This is a genomic window from Streptomyces sp. NPDC048417, from assembly GCF_040651615.1.
In the GTDB taxonomy this organism is placed as follows: Bacteria; Actinomycetota; Actinomycetes; order Streptomycetales; family Streptomycetaceae; genus Streptomyces.
The window spans coordinates 272,977-290,428 of record NZ_JBEZKI010000005.1 but is presented as its reverse complement, the minus strand read 5'-3'; the positions used below and the strand labels follow the sequence as shown (position 1 = coordinate 290,428).

Here is a 17,452-nt window from a genome sequence, read left to right as displayed (position 1 = left end):
GCTCCGTGTGGGCAAGCTCACCATTGGGGACGGGTCGAAGTGCCGTGTCGGCCTTCCCTAAACTCGGCTTGTTTCAAGGAGGGAGCCTCAATCGTGCGCAAGGTGCTCATCGCCAACCGTGGCGAAATCGCTGTCCGTGTGGCCCGGGCCTGCCGGGACGCGGGGATCGCGAGCGTGGCCGTCTACGCGGACCCGGACCGGGACGCTCTGCATGTCCGCGCCGCGGATGAGGCGTTCGCCCTGGGCGGTGACACCCCGGCCACCAGTTACCTGGACATCGACAAGGTCCTGAACGCGGCACGCGAGGCGGGGGCCGACGCCGTCCACCCGGGCTACGGCTTCCTCTCCGAGAACGCGGAGTTCGCCCAGGCCGTCCTGGACGCTGGCCTGACCTGGATCGGTCCGCCGCCGCAGGCCATCCGCGACCTCGGCGACAAGGTGGCCGCCCGGCACATCGCCCAGCGGGCCGGCGCCCCGCTGGTCGCCGGTACCCCGGACCCGGTCTCGGGCGCCGACGAGGTCGTGGCCTTCGCCGAGGCACACGGCCTGCCGATCGCCATCAAGGCCGCCTTCGGCGGCGGCGGGCGCGGCCTGAAGGTCGCCCGCACCCTCGAAGAGGTCCCGGAGCTGTACGACTCCGCCGTCCGTGAGGCGGTGGCCGCCTTCGGCCGCGGGGAGTGCTTCGTCGAGCGCTACCTGGACCGGCCGCGGCACGTGGAGACCCAGTGCCTGGCCGACAAGCACGGCAACGTGGTCGTCGTGTCGACCCGTGACTGCTCGCTCCAGCGCCGCCACCAGAAGCTCGTCGAGGAGGCCCCGGCCCCCTTCCTGTCCGACGCGCAGGTCGCCGAGCTCTACCGCGCCTCCAAGGCCATCCTCAAGGAGGCCGCCTACGAGGGCGCCGGCACCTGTGAGTTCCTGGTCGGCCAGGACGGCACGATCTCCTTCCTGGAGGTCAACACCCGCCTCCAGGTCGAGCACCCGGTGACCGAGGAGGTCGCCGGCATCGACCTGGTCCGCGAGATGTTCCGGATCGCCGACGGCGAGGAGCTCGGCTACGGCGACCCGGAGCTGCGCGGTCATTCGTTCGAGTTCCGGATCAACGGCGAGGACCCGGGCCGTAACTTCCTGCCCGCCCCCGGCTCGGTCACCACGTTCGACGCGCCCTCCGGCCCCGGTGTCCGCCTGGACGCGGGCGTGGAGGCCGGCTCGGTCATCGGCCCGGCGTGGGACTCCCTGCTGGCCAAGCTGATCGTCACCGGCCGGACCCGCGAGGAGGCCCTTCAGCGGGCCGCCCGCGCCCTGGACGAGTTCCGGGTCGAGGGCATGGCCACGGCCATCCCCTTCCACCGGGCCGTGGTCAGGGACCCGGCGTTCGCCCCCGAGCTCACCGGCTCCGCGGACCCCTTCACGGTCCACACCCGCTGGATCGAGACCGAGTTCGTCAACGAGATCAAGCCCTTCGCCGCCCCGGCCGACGCCGAGGCGGAGGAGGAGGCCGGCCGTGAGACGGTCGTCGTCGAGGTCGGCGGCAAGCGTCTGGAGGTCTCGCTGCCGGCGTCCCTGGGCATGACCCTGGCCCGCACCGGCCTCGCCGCCGGCGCCAGGCCGAAGCGCCGGGCCGCCAAGAAGTCCGGTCCGGCCGCCTCCGGTGACACCCTCGCCTCGCCGATGCAGGGCACGATCGTCAAGATCGCGGTCGAGGAGGGCCAGGAGGTCAAGGAGGGCGATCTGATCGTCGTCCTGGAGGCCATGAAGATGGAGCAGCCGCTGAACGCCCACAAGGCCGGCACCATCAAGGGCCTCGCCGCCGAGGTCGGCGCGTCCCTCACCTCCGGCGCCGTGATCTGCGAGATCAAGGACTGACGAGACCCCGAACCGCATCGCCCGGCGAACGGCACCCGCCCGTTCGCCGGGCGCCCGACTTTCTGGAACGGTCCATGCGCGCCGACGCCCGCCGCAACCACGACCGGCTGCTCGCCGAGGCCCGCGCCGTCTTCGCCGAGCACGGCACCGACGCCTCGCTGGAGGACGTGGCCCGGCGGGCGGGCGTGGGCATCGGCACCCTGTACCGGCACTTCCCGAACCGGCACGCCCTGATGAGCGCGGTCTTCGAGGACGCGGTGAACGAACTCCTCACCAGGGCCCGCGAGTTGCTGACGGCTCCCGAGCCGTGCAGGGCCCTGCTGACGTGGCTCCACGAGGTGGTCGGCCATGCGGCCGAGTACCGGGGCCTGTCGAGGGCCCTGATGTCGGCCTCACCGGCCTCGGCCCTGTCCCGCTGCGGCACTCCGATGCGGCAGGCGGGCGCGGCCCTGCTGACCCGAGCCCAGGAAGCGGGAACGGTACGGGCCGACGTACAGATCGCCGACCTGCTCCAACTCACCCATGCCATCGCCCTGGCAGCGGAGGAGTCACCGGGAGACCCGCAACTGGCGGACAGATTGCTACAGCTGACGCTGCGCGGACTTACCTAGGAACGCGGGGCCGCGTCCGGCTGCGGCTACCGCCGCGTGGGCGCGACCAGCCACATCGGACCCGCACCCGCGCGACAACCGAACCACCACGGCGCCCGGGCACCCGGGCCTCACCGCCGCCGCATGTCAGCGACCCGCCCCCGCTCGGCCCCCGTCGGCTGCTCCCCGTTCAGCATCGAAGCCGACCGCAGGCCCGACCCCGGCACCTGACTCCGCCGCGGCCCCGGAAGGGATACGTCCCGACGCTGCTGATGCTGTTGCTGACGCGCCGGGACCTGATCACCCCCCGGGTTTCCCGACGCTCCTGCCACAGCGATCTGCACCCCCTGATCGGCGAGGGCCTGGAGCTCCGTGGCGGCACGGTCGTCATGACCCGGCGGCTCGTCCGTGACCAGCCGGGTGATGACGTCCGTCGGCACGGTCTGGAACATCGTGTCCGTACCGAGCTTGGTGTGGTCGGCGAGGACGACCACTTCCGCGGCGGCCTGCACCAGCGCCCGGTCGACGGACGCCGACAGCATGTTGGACGTGGACAGACCCCGCTCGGCCGTCAGGCCACTGCCCGACAGGAAGGCCTTCGACACCCGCAGCCCCTGCAGGGACTGCTCCGCGCCGGAGCCGACCAGGGCGTAGTTGGAGCCGCGCAGGGTGCCGCCGGTCATCACGACCTCGACCCGGTTGGCATGGGCCAACGCCTGCGCCACCAGCAGCGAGTTGGTGACGACGGTGAGTCCGGGCACCCGGGCCAGCCGGCGGGCGAGTTCCTGGGTGGTGGTACCCGCCCCGACCACGATGGCCTCGCCCTCTTCGACGAGACCCGCGGCGAGATCGGCGATGGCCGTCTTCTCGGCGGTCGCGAGATGTGACTTCTGCGGAAAGCCGGACTCCCGCGTGAGCCCGCCCGGCAGTACCGCACCGCCATGCCGGCGGTCGAGGAGTCCTTCTGCCTCCAGTGCGCGCACGTCCCGCCGTACGGTCACTTCTGAGGTCTGGACGACGCGGGCGAGCTCACGGAGCGACACGGCCCCGTTCGCTCGCACCATTTCGAGGATCAATTGGCGACGTTCTGCAGCGAACACGAAACTGACAGTAACCCCAACGACCGTCTGGTTTCAGCAGTTTATGCCGAATAGCAGAAGTTGTTCGCACAGCAGGGTCGGAAGTGGTATAGGAGCCACCCCACCCGACTATGCCGTACGCATGCTCGACAACTCCCCGTGACCAGCGGGGAGTCGGTTCCGGCCGTCAGAGCTCGCTGCCGGTCTTCCGTGTGTGCAGCTGCCGCGCGACCTCCGCGATCGACCCCGAAAGAGAGGGGTACACGGTGAACGCGTTCGCGATCTGTTCGACCGTCAGATTGTTGTCGACGGCGATCGAGATCGGATGGATCAGTTCCGAGGCACGCGGCGAAACCACCACACCGCCCACCACGATCCCCGTCCCCGGCCGACAGAACAGCTTCACGAAGCCGTCCCGGATGCCCTGCATCTTCGCGCGCGGGTTGCGCAGCAGCGGCAGCTTCACGACCCGGGCGTCGATCTTGCCCGCGTCCACGTCCGCCTGGGTGTACCCCACCGTCGCGATCTCCGGATCGGTGAACACGTTCGACGACACGGTCTTCAGGTTCAGCGGAGCCACCGCATCACCCAGGAAGTGGTACATCGCGATCCGCCCCTGCATGGCGGCCACCGACGCGAGAGCGAAGACACCGGTCACGTCACCGGCGGCGTACACGCCGGGCGCGGTCGTCCGCGACACCTTGTCGGTCCAGATGTGCCCGGAGTCGCGCAGCTTGACGCCCGCCCCCTCCAGCCCGAGACCAGCGCTGTTCGGAATCGCGCCGACGGCCATCAGACAGTGCGAACCGCTGATGACCCGGCCGTCCGCGAGCGTCACCTCGACCCGGTCCCCCACCCGCTTGGCGGCGGCGGCCCGCGACCGGGCCATGACGTTCATGCCACGACGGCGGAAGACGTCCTCCAGAACGGCGGCCGCATCCGGATCCTCACCCGGCAGCACCCGGTCCCGCGACGACACCAGCGTGACCCTCGACCCCAGTGCCTGGTAGGCGCCGGCGAACTCGGCACCGGTCACACCCGACCCGACCACGATGAGCTCCTCGGGCAGCTCGGTGAGGTCGTAGACCTGGGTCCAGTTCAGGATGCGCTCGCCGTCGGGCTGGGCGTCGGGCAGCTCCCGAGGATGACCACCGGTCGCGATCAGCACCGCATCGGCGACGAGCGTCTCCTCGCTCCCGTCCGCGGCAGCGACCACGACCTTCCGCGACCCGTCCAGGGCCTGCATGCCCTCCAGCCGCCCCCGCCCCCGCATGACCCGGGCACCGGCCCGCGTCACTGAGGCGGTGATGTCGTGCGACTGAGCGAGTGCGAGCCGTTTCACACGCCGGTTGACCTTGCCCAGATCGACCCCGACCACCCGCGCCGCCTGCTCCAGCGGCGGGGTGTCGTCGGCGACGATGATCCCCAGCTCCTCGTACGAGGAGTCGAAGTTGGTCATCACCTCGGCCGTAGCGATAAGAGTCTTCGACGGCACGCAGTCGGTCAGCACCGACGCTCCGCCCAGACCGTCGCAGTCGACGACGGTCACCTCCGCGCCGAGCTGCGCTGCCACCAGCGCCGCTTCATAGCCGCCGGGTCCGCCACCGATGATCACGATCCGAGTCACGTACTCCATTGTCCCGCACCCCTCGAGGTGCTACTGCCCGGGGGCGCCACCCGGCGCTTCCCGGGGCTGGAGAGGTAGCTGGGGCGGCTGCCGTACCCTCTCTCCATGTCGTCGCTCTACGCCGCGTACGCCGGCAATCTCGACGCACGGCTGATGTCCCGCCGCGCCCCGCACTCCCCCCTCCGCGCCACCGGCTGGCTGAACGGATGGCGGCTGACCTTCGGCGGTGAGCAGATGGGCTGGGAGGGCGCGCTGGCGACGATCGTCGAGGACCCCCTCTCCCAGGTCTTCGTCGGCCTCTACGACCTCGCCGCGATGGACGAGGAGTCCATGGACCGCTGGGAGGGCGTCGGCATGGGCATCTACCGCCGGGCACGCGTGCGCGTGCACACGCTGGAGGGTGAGGAGAGCGCCTGGCTCTACGTCCTCAACGGCTACGAGGGCGGCTTCCCCTCGGCCCGCTACCTCGGCGAGATCGCCGACGCGGCGGAGTCGGCGGGCGCACCGCACGACTACGTCATGGAACTCCGCAAGCGCCCCTGCTGAGCCCCAAAGCACACAGACCACCCACAGCCAGAACAAAAGTTACCTGCGTCACACCGATCGTTGGAAACGACAAGACAACGATCGCCATCCCGTGAGCTCAGTCATCTACGCGCGTAGGCCCAGACCAGCTACTCTCGTCCGCGTGAACGCATCTCTTCTTCCGGACGACATCCAGGGCGACCCCCATGCCGCTGCCGGGGCAGCCGCCGCGCGCCTGCGCGAGCTCACGGGCGCCGAGACCCACGACGTCGCCCTCGTGATGGGCTCCGGCTGGGCTCCGGCCGTCGACGCCCTGGGCGCTCCCGACGCCGAGTTCCAGGTCACCGAGCTGCCCGGCTTCCCGCCGCCGGCCGTCGAGGGGCACGGCGGCAAGATCCGCTCGTACTCCTTCGGTGACAAGCGCGCGCTGGTCTTCCTGGGCCGCACGCACTACTACGAGGGCCGTGGCGTCGCCGCCGTCGCACACGGCGTCCGCACCGCCGTCACCGCCGGCTGCAAGACCATCGTCCTCACCAACGGCTGCGGCGGCCTGCGCGAGGGCATGCGCCCCGGCCAGCCGGTCCTCATCAGCGACCACATCAACCTCACGGCGACCTCCCCGATCGTCGGCGCGAACTTCGTCGACCTGACGGACCTCTACTCCCCCCGCCTGCGCGCCCTGTGCAAGGAGATCGACCCCACCCTCGAAGAGGGCGTCTACGCGCAGTTCCCCGGCCCGCACTACGAGACGCCGGCCGAGATCCGCATGGCCCGCGTCATCGGCGCGGACCTGGTGGGCATGTCGACGGTCCTCGAAGCGATCGCTGCGCGCGAGGCGGGCGCCGAGGTCCTGGGCATCTCGCTGGTGACGAACCTGGCGGCGGGCATGACCGGCGAGCCCCTCAACCACGAGGAGGTCCTCCAGGCGGGCCGCGACTCGGCGGCGCAGATGGGCGAGCTGCTCGCGCAGGTACTGGGCAGGATCTGAGAAACGCGGCAGAGGGTGCCACGAAGGGTCGTAGAGCGACTGCGGGACCGCCAGTGGCTGGTCGCGCAGTTCCCCGCGCCCCTGAGCGGGCACACGCACCCGGCACCGCAACGGACCGCCGATCCGACACGACGACGCTCCCCGTCCCACGACGACCGCAGCGCCCTGACGGGCCACCGCCCACCACAAACCGTCGCTTGCACGGGCAGCCCGCAACCAACCGTTGGCTGCACGGGCAGCCCACAACGGACCGTTGGCCACATGGGCGCCCCACAACGGACCGTTGGCCGCATGAGCGGCCCGCCATGGCCATGGCCGTCGGTCTTCGGCCGTCGGCCGTTGGTCTTCTGCTGTCGGTCTTCGGCCGTTGGCCGTTGGTCTTCGGTCGCACGCGGCGGGAAGGGGACGGGGTGGGGAGTTTCCGCCCGCAGCGGCCGGCGCCCTTCGCCCTGCGCAGGACGAGAGACAGCACCGCCGGTCCGAGGACGGAGACTCCCCGCCCCGGCCCCGACCCACCACCACCCGTAGGCGCTACGCGCACCCCCACCGAAGCAGCACAGGCGCCGCAGGCACACCACGAGAGGTTGGACGACGACCGTGCAAGACGATCTCATCGCCCGGGCCAGGACCTGGCTCGCCGAGGACCCGGACCCGGACACCCGCGACGAACTGGCCAAGCTGATCGACGCCGGTGACATCACCGAACTGTCGGCCCGCTTCAGCGGCACCCTCCAGTTCGGCACCGCCGGCCTGCGCGGCGAACTCGGCGCCGGCCCCATGCGCATGAACCGCACCGTCGTCATCCGCGCCGCCGCCGGCCTCGCCGCCTACCTCAAGCGGCAGGGCCACACCGACGGAGTCGTCGTCATCGGCTACGACGCCCGCCACAAGTCCGCCGACTTCGCCCGCGACACCGCGGCCGTCATGACGGGCGCCGGCCTCACCGCCGTCGTCCTCCCCCGCCCCCTCCCCACCCCGGTCCTGGCGTTCGCCATACGGCACCTCGGCGCGATCGCCGGCGTGGAGGTCACCGCCAGCCACAACCCGCCCCGTGACAACGGCTACAAGGTCTACCTCGGCGACGGCTCCCAGATCGTCCCGCCCGCCGACGCGGAGATCGCCGCCGAGATCGACGCGATCGCGAGCCTCCACGACGTCCCCCGCCCCCACACCGGCTGGGAAACCCTCGACGACGCCGTCCTGGAGGCCTACCTGGCCCGTACGGACGCCGTCCTGGCCCCCGGCTCCCCCCGCACCGCCCGCACCGTCTACACGGCCATGCACGGCGTCGGCAAGGACACCCTCCTCGCCGCCTTCGCCCGCGCCGGCTTCCCCACCCCCACCCTCGTCACCGAACAGGCCGAACCGGACCCGGACTTCCCGACCGTCGCCTTCCCCAACCCGGAGGAGCCCGGCGCGATGGACCTGTCCTTCGCCCAGGCCCGCGCCACCGACCCCGACCTGATCATCGCCAACGACCCCGACGCCGACCGCTGTGCCGCGGCTGTCAAGGACAACGGCAGCTGGCGCATGCTGCGTGGCGACGAGGTCGGCGCCCTGCTCGCCGCCCACCTGGTCCGGCGCGGCGCGACCGGCGTGTTCGCCGAGTCGATCGTCTCCTCCTCCCTCCTCGGCCGGATCGCCGAGAAGGCCGGACTGCCGTACGAGGAGACCCTCACCGGCTTCAAGTGGATCGCCCGCGTCGACGGCCTGCGCTACGGCTACGAGGAGGCCCTCGGCTACTGCGTCGACCCCGACGGCGTCCGCGACAAGGACGGCATCACCGCCGCGCTCCTGATCACCGAGCTGGCCTCGGTCCTCAAGGAGGAGGGCCGCACCCTCCTCGACCTCCTCGACGACCTCGCCGTCGAGCACGGCCTGCACGCCACCGACCAGCTCTCGGTCCGCGTCGAGGACCTCTCCGTCATCGCGGACGCCATGCGGACGCTCCGCGAGCAGCCCCCGACCGCGCTCGCCGGCCTCCCCGTCACCAAGGCGGAGGACCTGAACCGGGGCACGGACCGGCTCCCGCCCACCGACGGCCTGCGCTACACCCTCACGGGCGCCCGGGTCGTCGTCCGTCCCAGCGGCACCGAGCCCAAGCTGAAGTGCTACCTGGAAGTGGTCGTCCCGGTGCCCACGCACGCCGACCTCCCGGCGGCCCGCGCCAAGGCGACCGAGACCCTGGAAGCGATCAAGCGGGACCTGTCGGCAGCAGCCGGCATCTGACACCCCACCCCGACACCCCACCCTCACAGCCCACCCCGACACCCCACTCTCACAGCCCACCCTCACAGCTCACCCCGACACCCCACCCCGAAACCCACCCTGACAGTCCACTCCGACAGCCCGCTCTGACACTCCGTAGGGGTGCCCCTCCGTCCAGGGGCACCCCTACGGGTGATTTCGCGACGGCGACCGACCCACCCGCCGCGCCCCGCCCCGGCTCCCGGGGAACGGTGATCCGGTACCGCCCGCCGCAGCCGTCGTACTGGAGCCGCCGCCGTGTCCTCGACCGCCCCCGACACCGCCCCCAGCGGACACATCCCGGGCTCCCGACGACCCCACCTCCCCGCCGCGGCCGTCCCCCGCCACGCGCTGCGCCGGGCGGCGCCGGCCCTCGCCGCGTATCTCGCCGTACGGCTGACCGGGCTGGTGTTCCTCGCCGTGTGGGCGCACCGACGGCACCACGGCGTGTGGCCGATGCTGGCGACGCAGTGGGACTCCCGCTGGTATCTGGGGATCGCCGACCACGGGTACACGCACAGCCTCGGCATCGCCTACGACCACAACAACCTGGCGTTCTTCCCGCTGTATCCGCTGCTGGTCAAGGCCGTGGCCGTGCTGACCCCGGGCACCCGGGCCACTACCGGGCTCGGGCTCGCCTGGCTGGCGTCGCTGGTCGCGGCCTGGGGCGTGTTCGCGGTGGGCGACCGGGTGGGAGGGCGGCGGGTCGGGGTGCTGCTCACCGTGTTGTGGGCGGCGTACCCGGTGGGTCTGGTGCAGTGGATGGGCTACACCGAGTCGCTGTTCACGGCGTTCGCCGCGTGGACGCTGTACGCGGTGCTGGACGAGCGCTGGCTGTGGGCGGCGGCGGGATCGGTGCTGGCCGGGCTGACGAGGCCGACCGGCATCGCGGTGGCCGCCGCCGTCACGGTCACCGCGCTGCTCTCCCTGCGCACCCGCTTCTCGGCCCGTGCCCTGACGGCGGCCCTCGTGGCCCCCCTCGGCTGGTGCGCGTACGTCGGCTGGGTGGGCCTCAGACTCGGCCGCTGGGACGGCTACTTCGCCGTACAGCGGATGTGGCACAACGAGCTGGACGGCGGGGCGGAGACCGTGCGCTGGCTGCGGCACCTGTTCGGGCAGGTCCCGCGGCCGGAGCTGTTCCTGGTGGTGGTGAGCCTGACGATGCTCGCGTCGGTCGTGCTGCTAGGGCTCGCGGTGGCGGACCGGCAGCCGCTGCCGCTGCTGGTGTTCGGCGCGGTCCTGCTGGTGATCGTGGTGGCCAGCGGGGGCGTCTACTTCCCGCGGGCCCGCTTCCTCCTGCCCGGCTTCCCGCTGATGCTGCCCGTCGCCGGGTATCTCGCCCGCGCGTCCCGGCGGTTGCGGGTGCTCGCGCTGACGGCCGCGGTGGCGGGATCGGCGTACTGCGGTGCGTACATGCTCCTGGTGTGGCCGAGCGCGCCGTGATGCACGGGGAGTCGGGCCTTCGCTTGCTTCTCGGACGCCCAGGACCGAAGGGGCGACCGCACGCTGGGACTGCGGCAGCGATGCGCTCCCAGCCCCGCGATGCACAGGCGCTGCTGCTGGCGGCCGGAGAGCGCGCCGGCCGGCCGGCGACGGTCCGCGCGTACCTCGACGGCGACCACCGGTGGACCTGCGCCGGCACGGCCACGACCGCCGCCGCGGTCTCCCCGTCCGACTACGTCGACGTCCGCTGACTCCCGCCGGAGCGAACCCCTGAACCACGGTGCCGGGCCACCCACGACGGGGGCTCGGCACCGAGCGTGCGGCCCCGGTCGCGCGAGGCGGCAGACGGCAGAGTCCCGGCGGGGCCCCGAGCCCGGCCCGAGCCCCCGCCGAGAACACCCTGAGCCGCAAGCGGCGCGGCCCCGCACGCGATGCGCCTCAGGAGGCGCCGGCGGGTGCCGGACCGGGCTCGGTCAGCCGATCGCCAGCAGGATCGCCAGGAGCACCGCTCCCGCGATCGCCGGTGCGGCCACCTCGTACGCCCAGCGGACCGTGATCTCGCCCTGTGCGGACTCGGCCTCGCCCCGCTGCTCCAGCAGCCGCCGCAGGTCGTCCATGATCTTGTCGGTCTCCGCGCGCACCGGCCCGGACACGCCCTCCGACTCCCGCAGGCCTCCGAACACGCGCCCGGCGGACCCGGTCCGTCCGCCCCGCGCGTCCGACTCCGCCCTCGTCTGCTTGCGCGCCGCCCTCTTGCGGCTCCGCAGGGAGACAGGGACCGCCCACAGCTGGTACTTCGCGCCCGACTTGTCGATCACCTCGTTCGAGTAGCCGGAGCGCAGGGCGGCGATCTCCCCCCACGGCAGCGTGATCACCCGGAACGGGTTGCGTACCCGCAGCCGGTCCTCGCCCGCGAACACCGCCGGGCGCAGGGTGAACGCCACCACCAGCGGCACGAGCAGGATCATCGCGGCCAGGGCGAGCCAGGGGGTGTGGCCGTGCCCCCGGAGCAGCGCGTCGATGCCCAGCCAGCCGACGATGGCGAGCAGGAGTACGCCGCCGATCAGCGCCTGGGGCGAGCGGTAGATGCGGTCCTTGACGAGGGGCGTGGTCATGCCGCCGATTGTGCCTCAGGCTCGCGCCGCAGCGCCGTGGGGGCACCGCCGTCGTGCGCGCGTGCGGGCCGTCTGCGGCTGGTCGCGTCCCGCGGCGGAGCCGCAGGTTGACGCGGCCCCGCGCCCCTTCAGGGTGCGAAGCCTGCCGCCCCCAAGAAGAACCGCGCCTCCGGGGTGTACAGCCGCTACGCGCGTAGATATGCTCGGGTGGTGACCATGCCCACCACCGCACCCCACGCACTTGCTGACGTCACCGCGTCCGACAGCACGCTGCGCCGCTTCCTCCACGGGCTGCCCGGCGTCGACGCGGTCGGCCTGGAGGCGCGTGCCGCCTCCCTCGGCACCCGTTCCATCAAGACCACCGCGAAGGCGTACGCCATCGACCTCGCCATCTCGATGGTCGACCTGACGACGCTGGAAGGCGCGGACACCCCGGGCAAGGTCCGGGCGCTCGGCGCCAAGGCGGTCCACCCGGACCCCACGGACCGTACGACCCCCGCCACGGCCGCCGTCTGTGTCTATCCCGACATGGTGGCCACCGCGAAGGAGGCCGTCGCCGGCTCCGGTGTCAAGGTCGCCTCGGTCGCCACCGCCTTCCCGGCGGGCCGCGCGGCGCTGCCGGTCAAGCTCGCCGACGTGCGGGACGCCGTGGCCGCGGGCGCCGACGAGATCGACATGGTCATCGACCGCGGGGCGTTCCTCGCGGGGAACTACCGCAAGGTGTACGACGAGATCGTCGCCGTGAAGGAGGCCTCGGGCGCCGCCCGGCTCAAGGTCATCTTCGAGACCGGCGAGCTGTCGACGTACGACAACATCCGCCGGGCCTCCTGGCTGGGCATGCTCGCGGGCGCCGACTTCATCAAGACCTCCACCGGCAAGGTGGCGGTGAACGCGACCCCGGCGAACACCCTGCTCATGCTGGAGGCCGTGCGCGACTTCCGCGCGCAGACCGGTGTCCAGGTCGGCGTCAAGCCCGCCGGCGGCATCCGGACCAGCAAGGACGCGATCAAGTTCCTCGTCCTGGTGAACGAGACGGCGGGCGCGGACTGGCTGGACAACCACTGGTTCCGCTTCGGCGCCTCCTCGCTCCTGAACGACCTGCTGATGCAGCGTCAGAAGCTGGCCACCGGCCGCTACTCCGGCCCCGACTACGTGACGGTGGACTGATCGACCATGGCCAAGGAAAAGATGACCACCGCATTCGAGTACGCACCGGCGCCCGAGTCCCGCTCCGTCGTCGACATCGCGCCCGCCTACGGCCTCTTCATCAACGGCGAGTTCACCGACGCGGCCGACGGCAAGGTCTTCAAGACCGTCAGCCCCAGCACGGAGGAGGTCCTCTCCGAGGTCGCCCGAGCGGGTGCCGAGGACGTCGACCGGGCCGTCAGGGCCGCCCGCAAGGCCTTCGAGAAGTGGTCCGCGCTGCCGGGCTCCGAGCGCGCCAAGTACCTCTTCCGCATCGCCCGGATCATCCAGGAGCGCAGCCGTGAGCTGGCCGTCCTGGAGACGCTGGACAACGGCAAGCCCATCAAGGAGACCCGCGACGCCGACCTCCCCCTGGTCGCCGCGCACTTCTTCTACTACGCGGGCTGGGCCGACAAGCTCGGCCACGCCGGCTTCGGCCCGGAGCCCCGCCCGCTCGGCGTGGCCGGCCAGGTCATCCCCTGGAACTTCCCGCTCCTGATGCTGGCGTGGAAGATCGCCCCGGCGCTGGCCACCGGCAACACGGTCGTCCTCAAGCCGGCGGAGACCACGCCCCTGTCCGCCCTCTTCTTCGCGGACATCTGCCGCCAGGCGGGCCTGCCCAGGGGCGTCGTCAACATCCTCCCCGGCTACGGTGACGCGGGCGCCGCGCTCGTCGCCCACCCGGACGTGAACAAGGTCGCCTTCACCGGCTCCACCGCCGTCGGCAAGGAGATCGCGCGCACGGTCGCGGGCAGCCGCAAGAAGCTCACCCTCGAACTGGGCGGCAAGGGCGCGAACATCGTCTTCGACGACGCCCCGATCGACCAGGCCGTCGAGGGCATCGTCACCGGAATCTTCTTCAACCAGGGCCAGGTCTGCTGCGCCGGCAGCCGTCTGCTGGTCCAGGAGTCGATCCACGACGAGCTGCTCGACTCCCTGAAGCGCCGCCTGTCCACCCTCCGCCTCGGCGACCCGCTGGACAAGAACACCGACATCGGCGCGATCAACTCCGAGGAGCAGCTCGCGCGCATCACCTCCCTCGTCGAGCAGGGCGAGGCGGAGGGCGCCGAGCGCTGGTCCCCGGCCTGCGAGATCCCGTCCGCCGGTTACTGGTTCGCCCCGACGCTCTTCACCAACGTCACCCAGGCGCACACCGTCGCCCGCGACGAGATCTTCGGACCGGTCCTGTCGGTCCTGACCTTCCGCACGCCCGACGAGGCCGTGGCGAAGGCCAACAACACGCCCTACGGCCTGTCCGCCGGCATCTGGACCGAGAAGGGTTCGCGGATCCTCGCCGTCGCCGGGAAGCTGCGCGCGGGCGTGATCTGGTCCAACACGTTCAACAAGTTCGACCCCACCTCGCCGTTCGGCGGGTACAAGGAGTCGGGCTTCGGCCGCGAGGGCGGCCGCCACGGTCTGGAGGCGTACCTCGCCCCGTCGAGCCAGGAGGGCGAGCGATAAATGAGCGCAGTCGACAAGTCCGAGCAGCAGCGTCTGAGCGTCTTCAAGACCTACAAGCTGTACGTCGGGGGCAAGTTCCCCCGCAGCGAGAGCGGCCGGGTGTACGAGGTGACCGACTCAAAGGGCAACTGGCTGGCCAACGCACCGCAGTCCTCCCGCAAGGACGCCCGGGACGCGGTGGTCGCCGCGCGCAAGGCGTTCGGCGGCTGGTCCGGCGCGACGGCGTACAACCGGGGCCAGGTCCTCTACCGCGTCGCGGAGATGCTGGAGGGCCGGCGGGACCAGTTCGTGCGCGAGGTCGCGGACGCGGAGGGCCTCGGCAAGTCCAAGGCGGCCGCGATCGTGGACGCCACCATCGACCGGTGGGTCTGGTACGCGGGCTGGACCGACAAGATCGCCCAGGTGGTCGGCGGCGGCAACCCGGTCGCGGGCCCGTTCTTCAATCTCTCCTCCCCCGAGCCGACCGGCGTGGTGGCGGTCCTCGCCCCGCAGGAGTCGTCGTTCCTGGGCCTGGTGTCCGTGGTCGCGCCGGTGATCGCGACCGGCAACACGGCGGTCGTCGTCGCCAGCGAGAAGTCCCCGCTCCCGGCCCTCTCCCTGGCCGAGGTGCTCGCCACCTCCGACGTCCCCGGCGGAGTCGTCAACGTCCTCTCCGGCCGTACGGCGGAGATCGCGGCGCCGCTCGCCGCCCACCAGGACGTCAACGCGATCGACCTCGCGGGCGCCGACGAGGCGCTGGCGAAGGAACTGGAGATCGCGGCGGCCGACAACCTCAAGCGCGTCCTTCGTCCACAGCCTGTGGATTACGCCGAGACCCCGGGAACCGAGCGCCTCACGGCCTTCCTGGAGACGAAGACGGTGTGGCACCCCACCGGGGCGCTGGGAGCGTCCGGCTCTTCCTACTGACGCACGCTGAAGCGCCCCGCCAGGGGCGCTGGGGGTGCCCCCGGCCGAAGGCTGGGGGAGGAACTGCGCGACCGGCCACGGCGGGCCCGCAGTTCCCCACCGCGCTCAGCCCCCCAGCACCGGCCCCGCCACCGGAATCGCCCCGACCGACGGCGCCTGTGCCACCGGCCCCGTCAGCATCTTCGACGTCAGCGGCTGGAAGTCCGCCACCTGCGTCCCCACCCCGTTGTCCAGGGGGTCGACACCCGTGCCCGCCAGCGGGTTGGGCTTCAGCCCCGTCACCGGGCCCGTGACATACGGCAGTACAGCCCCCAGCGCCCGCACGCCCGCCTTCGGGTCGATGTGACCGAGCGAGGTGGGCCGGGTCCGCACCAACGGGTCCGTGACGTGCTGGGTGTCCGCGGCGGCCGTCGCGGCGCCCGCGCCGAGCGCGACCCCTGCCGTGGCGAGTGCGACCAGGGCGCGTTGGGCGGTCGGAGTCGGGGAGGACGCGGTTCGGGCCATTGCTGATGCCACCTTCGGATGCTCAGAGTAATCAGTTCGGCACTCAGGGTAGTTGAGGTGTGACTCGCGCTCCAAAGCCGACCCGCGGGGTCGGCAGGAGGCCCCCCATGCGTCAAACTGGTGTTCCGTGAGCATTCATCCGCCGTCCCCCGCCCGTGTCGTGCTGCTGTGCGGCCCCTCCGGCTCGGGCAAGTCACTCGTCGCCGCCCGCTCCGGGCTGCCCGTACTGCGCCTCGACGACTTCTACAAGGAGGGCGACGACCCGACCCTGCCGCTGGTGGCGGGGAGTTCGGACATCGACTGGGACCACCCGGAGTCCTGGGACGCCGAGGTCGCGGTCGCGGCCATCGCCCAGCTCTGTGCCACGGGATCGACGCCGGTTCCGCTGTACGACATCGCGCTGAGCGCCCGTACCGGCGAGGAGACGGTGTACATCGGCCGTACCCCGCTGTTCATCGCGGAGGGCATCTTCGCCGCCGAGATAGTGGAGCGCTGCCGGGAACTGGGGCTGCTGGCCGACGCGCTCTGCCTGAACCGGGGCCCGATGCGGACCTTCCGGCGGCGCTTCCTGCGCGATCTCAAGGAGGGCCGCAAGTCGGTGCCGTTCCTGCTGCGCCGCGGCTGGCGGCTGATGCGCGCGGAGCGGGCGATCGTGGCCCGCCAGGTGTCGCTGGGCGCGCACCCGTGCGACCGGGACGAGGCGCTGGGCCGGCTGGCCTCGGCAGCCGTCGGACATCACGGCACGGCGACGACCACCGCGACCATCAACTGAGGAACCACGACGGCGAGCGACCACGTCCGCGAGAGCGGCCCTGGGCGCAAAGAGGCGCGGGACTGGATGGACCCCCCGGCCCTCCAGTCCCGCTCCCCGTCGCTCCGCCGAACACCCCCGTGTCCCCCGTGGCGGAGCTCCCCCGCGCTTTCCCCCGTGAGTCCCCCCGGACTCGCTTCCCCCTTGGGCCCTGACTCGCGTCCCCCGTGAGTCCCCCCGGGCCCTCCCCGTCGGGATCCCCCCGGATCCCGTTACCTTCAGGCGACAAGCTCCCCGAAGGCGTTCTCCTCGTCACGGCCGAAGCTGAGGACCTCGTCCTCGCGCAGCCGGCGGAGCGACCGCCAGATGCTGGACTTCACCGTGCCGACACTGATGTGGAGGATCTCCGCGATCTCCGGGTCCGTGCGGCCCTCGTAGTAGCGCAGGACCAGCATGGTGCGCTGGAGTTCGGGGAGCCGGGCCAGCGCCTGCCACAGGACCGCGCGCAGCTCGGTGCCGCTCATCGCGTCCGTGTCACCGGGCGTCTCCGGCAGTTCCTCGGTCGGGTACTCGTTGAGCTTGCGGCGCCGCCAGGCGCTGATGTGCAGGTTGGTCATCGTCCGCCGCAGATAACCGCCCACGGCCGCCTTGTCGCTGATCCGGTCCCACGCCTTGTACGTCGAGAACAGCGCGCTCTGCAGCAGGTCCTCGGCCTCGAAGCGGTCACCGGTCAGGTGGTATGCGGTCGCGTACAGGGAGGCGCGACGCTCCTGGACGTAGGCGGTGAACTCGGCCTCGGTCAGCGAGCGACGCTCCCCCGGGTCCTCCCCGTATGCGGATCCCCCGGCCGTGCCCATGGCGGCCACCGCCGCGGGCTCCCCCGTGAAGCCGTCAACCACCGTCATGAAGGCGGTGTGCTGACGCCCGGTGCCGCGAGCGCACCCCCGCCCGCTCACGGCACCGGACTTCTCGGAACCCCGGTGCACGTCGTGCAGGCGCGTGACAACTGCGCTGGTGCTGTGGCTGTGCAGCGTGTTCATCTCGCGCCCCCCGTCGTGGACTTCCGGTAGTTCGGCTTGCTCAGGCGGGTTTCCCTGCCTGTGCCGAGAACTCTGCCGGGCCACCTTCACGGCCGTATCCGCCGACTGTCACAGACCTGTCACAG

At 71.8% G+C, this 17,452-nt stretch carries 16 protein-coding genes; 11 read left to right on the top strand and 5 right to left on the bottom strand.

From position 1 onward, the window contains the following. Window positions 1–93 precede the first annotated feature (93 nt). Both AB0D59_RS10440 and AB0D59_RS10435 read left to right on the top strand, forming a co-directional pair. Window positions 94–1,866 carry a biotin carboxylase N-terminal domain-containing protein gene (locus AB0D59_RS10440; protein ID WP_362563220.1) on the top strand — a complete coding sequence of 591 codons (1,773 nt, stop codon included), beginning with the start codon at window positions 94–96 and terminating at the stop codon, window positions 1,864–1,866. 74 nt (window positions 1,867–1,940) lie between these two features. Beyond that, on the top strand, window positions 1,941–2,477 hold the full coding sequence (locus AB0D59_RS10435; RefSeq protein WP_362563217.1) for a helix-turn-helix domain-containing protein: 537 nt from the start codon (window positions 1,941–1,943) through the stop codon (window positions 2,475–2,477). 110 nt (window positions 2,478–2,587) lie between these two features. Here the strand turns inward: AB0D59_RS10435 and AB0D59_RS10430 are convergent, their stop codons facing one another. Together AB0D59_RS10430 and AB0D59_RS10425 are read right to left on the bottom strand one after the other, a co-directional pair. Further along, complete coding sequence (locus AB0D59_RS10430) at window positions 2,588–3,556, bottom strand: DeoR/GlpR family DNA-binding transcription regulator (protein WP_362563215.1); 969 nt, start codon at window positions 3,554–3,556, stop codon at window positions 2,588–2,590. 166 nt (window positions 3,557–3,722) lie between these two features. Then, complete coding sequence (locus AB0D59_RS10425; RefSeq protein WP_362563212.1) at window positions 3,723–5,171, bottom strand: NAD(P)H-quinone dehydrogenase; 1,449 nt, start codon at window positions 5,169–5,171, stop codon at window positions 3,723–3,725. Between the two features lie 96 nt (window positions 5,172–5,267). On the opposite strand from AB0D59_RS10425, the gene AB0D59_RS10420 reads away from it, so the two are divergent. From AB0D59_RS10420 to AB0D59_RS10400, 5 genes are all read left to right on the top strand, one after another. Continuing rightward, entirely contained in the window at window positions 5,268–5,708 is a 441-nt protein-coding gene (locus tag AB0D59_RS10420) for a gamma-glutamylcyclotransferase (RefSeq protein WP_362563210.1), read from the top strand. A 142-nt stretch (window positions 5,709–5,850) separates the two neighbouring features. Next, window positions 5,851–6,675 (top strand): purine-nucleoside phosphorylase, encoded by an 825-nt coding sequence (locus tag AB0D59_RS10415; RefSeq protein WP_362563208.1) that lies wholly within the window; start codon window positions 5,851–5,853, stop codon window positions 6,673–6,675. A 597-nt stretch (window positions 6,676–7,272) separates the two neighbouring features. Further along, complete coding sequence (locus tag AB0D59_RS10410; RefSeq protein ID WP_362563206.1) at window positions 7,273–8,904, top strand: phospho-sugar mutase; 1,632 nt, start codon at window positions 7,273–7,275, stop codon at window positions 8,902–8,904. Window positions 8,905–9,180: 276 nt separating this feature from the next. After that, window positions 9,181–10,365 carry a hypothetical protein gene (locus AB0D59_RS10405; protein WP_362563203.1) on the top strand — a complete coding sequence of 395 codons (1,185 nt, stop codon included), beginning with the start codon at window positions 9,181–9,183 and terminating at the stop codon, window positions 10,363–10,365. Between the two features lie 80 nt (window positions 10,366–10,445). Next, window positions 10,446–10,616, top strand: coding sequence for a hypothetical protein (locus AB0D59_RS10400; protein ID WP_362563200.1), 171 nt, complete (start codon window positions 10,446–10,448; stop codon window positions 10,614–10,616). 222 nt (window positions 10,617–10,838) lie between these two features. Here the strand turns inward: AB0D59_RS10400 and AB0D59_RS10395 are convergent, their stop codons facing one another. Next, entirely contained in the window at window positions 10,839–11,480 is a 642-nt protein-coding gene (locus AB0D59_RS10395) for a PH domain-containing protein (RefSeq protein WP_362563197.1), read from the bottom strand. 216 nt (window positions 11,481–11,696) lie between these two features. Here AB0D59_RS10395 and deoC point away from each other — a divergent pair, with 216 nt between their 5' ends. Genes deoC through AB0D59_RS10380 form a run of 3 tightly spaced genes read left to right on the top strand, consistent with a single transcriptional unit; the run spans window position 11,697 to window position 15,032 of the window. Beyond that, complete coding sequence (deoC, locus tag AB0D59_RS10390) at window positions 11,697–12,647, top strand: deoxyribose-phosphate aldolase (RefSeq protein ID WP_362563538.1); 951 nt, start codon at window positions 11,697–11,699, stop codon at window positions 12,645–12,647. 21 nt (window positions 12,648–12,668) lie between these two features. Next, on the top strand, window positions 12,669–14,126 hold the full coding sequence (locus tag AB0D59_RS10385; RefSeq protein ID WP_362563194.1) for an aldehyde dehydrogenase family protein: 1,458 nt from the start codon (window positions 12,669–12,671) through the stop codon (window positions 14,124–14,126). Then, complete coding sequence (locus tag AB0D59_RS10380; protein ID WP_362563191.1) at window positions 14,127–15,032, top strand: aldehyde dehydrogenase family protein; 906 nt, start codon at window positions 14,127–14,129, stop codon at window positions 15,030–15,032. 105 nt (window positions 15,033–15,137) lie between these two features. Here AB0D59_RS10380 and AB0D59_RS10375 read toward each other — a convergent pair whose 3' ends face one another. Continuing rightward, window positions 15,138–15,536 (bottom strand): hypothetical protein, encoded by a 399-nt coding sequence (locus AB0D59_RS10375; protein ID WP_362563188.1) that lies wholly within the window; start codon window positions 15,534–15,536, stop codon window positions 15,138–15,140. A gap of 127 nt (window positions 15,537–15,663) precedes the next feature. Between AB0D59_RS10375 and AB0D59_RS10370 the strand changes: the two genes are divergently transcribed. Next, window positions 15,664–16,308 carry a uridine kinase gene (locus AB0D59_RS10370; RefSeq protein WP_362563185.1) on the top strand — a complete coding sequence of 215 codons (645 nt, stop codon included), beginning with the start codon at window positions 15,664–15,666 and terminating at the stop codon, window positions 16,306–16,308. A gap of 257 nt (window positions 16,309–16,565) precedes the next feature. Here the strand turns inward: AB0D59_RS10370 and AB0D59_RS10365 are convergent, their stop codons facing one another. Beyond that, the gene (locus AB0D59_RS10365; RefSeq protein ID WP_362563182.1) at window positions 16,566–17,327 is read right to left on the bottom strand and encodes a SigE family RNA polymerase sigma factor; all 762 of its coding nucleotides are present in this window, start codon (window positions 17,325–17,327) and stop codon (window positions 16,566–16,568) included. Window positions 17,328–17,452 lie beyond the last annotated feature (125 nt).

Bases quoted from the DNA above. Each gene is read 5' to 3' on its own strand.
- AB0D59_RS10435 (WP_362563217.1), top strand. From the start codon at position 1,941: ATGCGCGCCGACGCCCGCCGCAACCACGACCGGCTGCTCGCCGAGGCC.
- AB0D59_RS10425 (WP_362563212.1), bottom strand. From the start codon at position 5,171: ATGGAGTACGTGACTCGGATCGTGATCATCGGTGGCGGACCCGGCGGC.
- AB0D59_RS10420 (WP_362563210.1), top strand. From the start codon at position 5,268: ATGTCGTCGCTCTACGCCGCGTACGCCGGCAATCTCGACGCACGGCTG.
- AB0D59_RS10400 (WP_362563200.1), top strand. From the start codon at position 10,446: ATGCGCTCCCAGCCCCGCGATGCACAGGCGCTGCTGCTGGCGGCCGGA.
- AB0D59_RS10395 (WP_362563197.1), bottom strand. From the start codon at position 11,480: ATGACCACGCCCCTCGTCAAGGACCGCATCTACCGCTCGCCCCAGGCG.
- deoC (WP_362563538.1), top strand. From the start codon at position 11,697: ATGCCCACCACCGCACCCCACGCACTTGCTGACGTCACCGCGTCCGAC.
- AB0D59_RS10385 (WP_362563194.1), top strand. From the start codon at position 12,669: ATGACCACCGCATTCGAGTACGCACCGGCGCCCGAGTCCCGCTCCGTC.
- AB0D59_RS10380 (WP_362563191.1), top strand. From the start codon at position 14,127: ATGAGCGCAGTCGACAAGTCCGAGCAGCAGCGTCTGAGCGTCTTCAAG.
- AB0D59_RS10375 (WP_362563188.1), bottom strand. From the start codon at position 15,536: ATGGCCCGAACCGCGTCCTCCCCGACTCCGACCGCCCAACGCGCCCTG.
- AB0D59_RS10365 (WP_362563182.1), bottom strand. From the start codon at position 17,327: ATGAACACGCTGCACAGCCACAGCACCAGCGCAGTTGTCACGCGCCTG.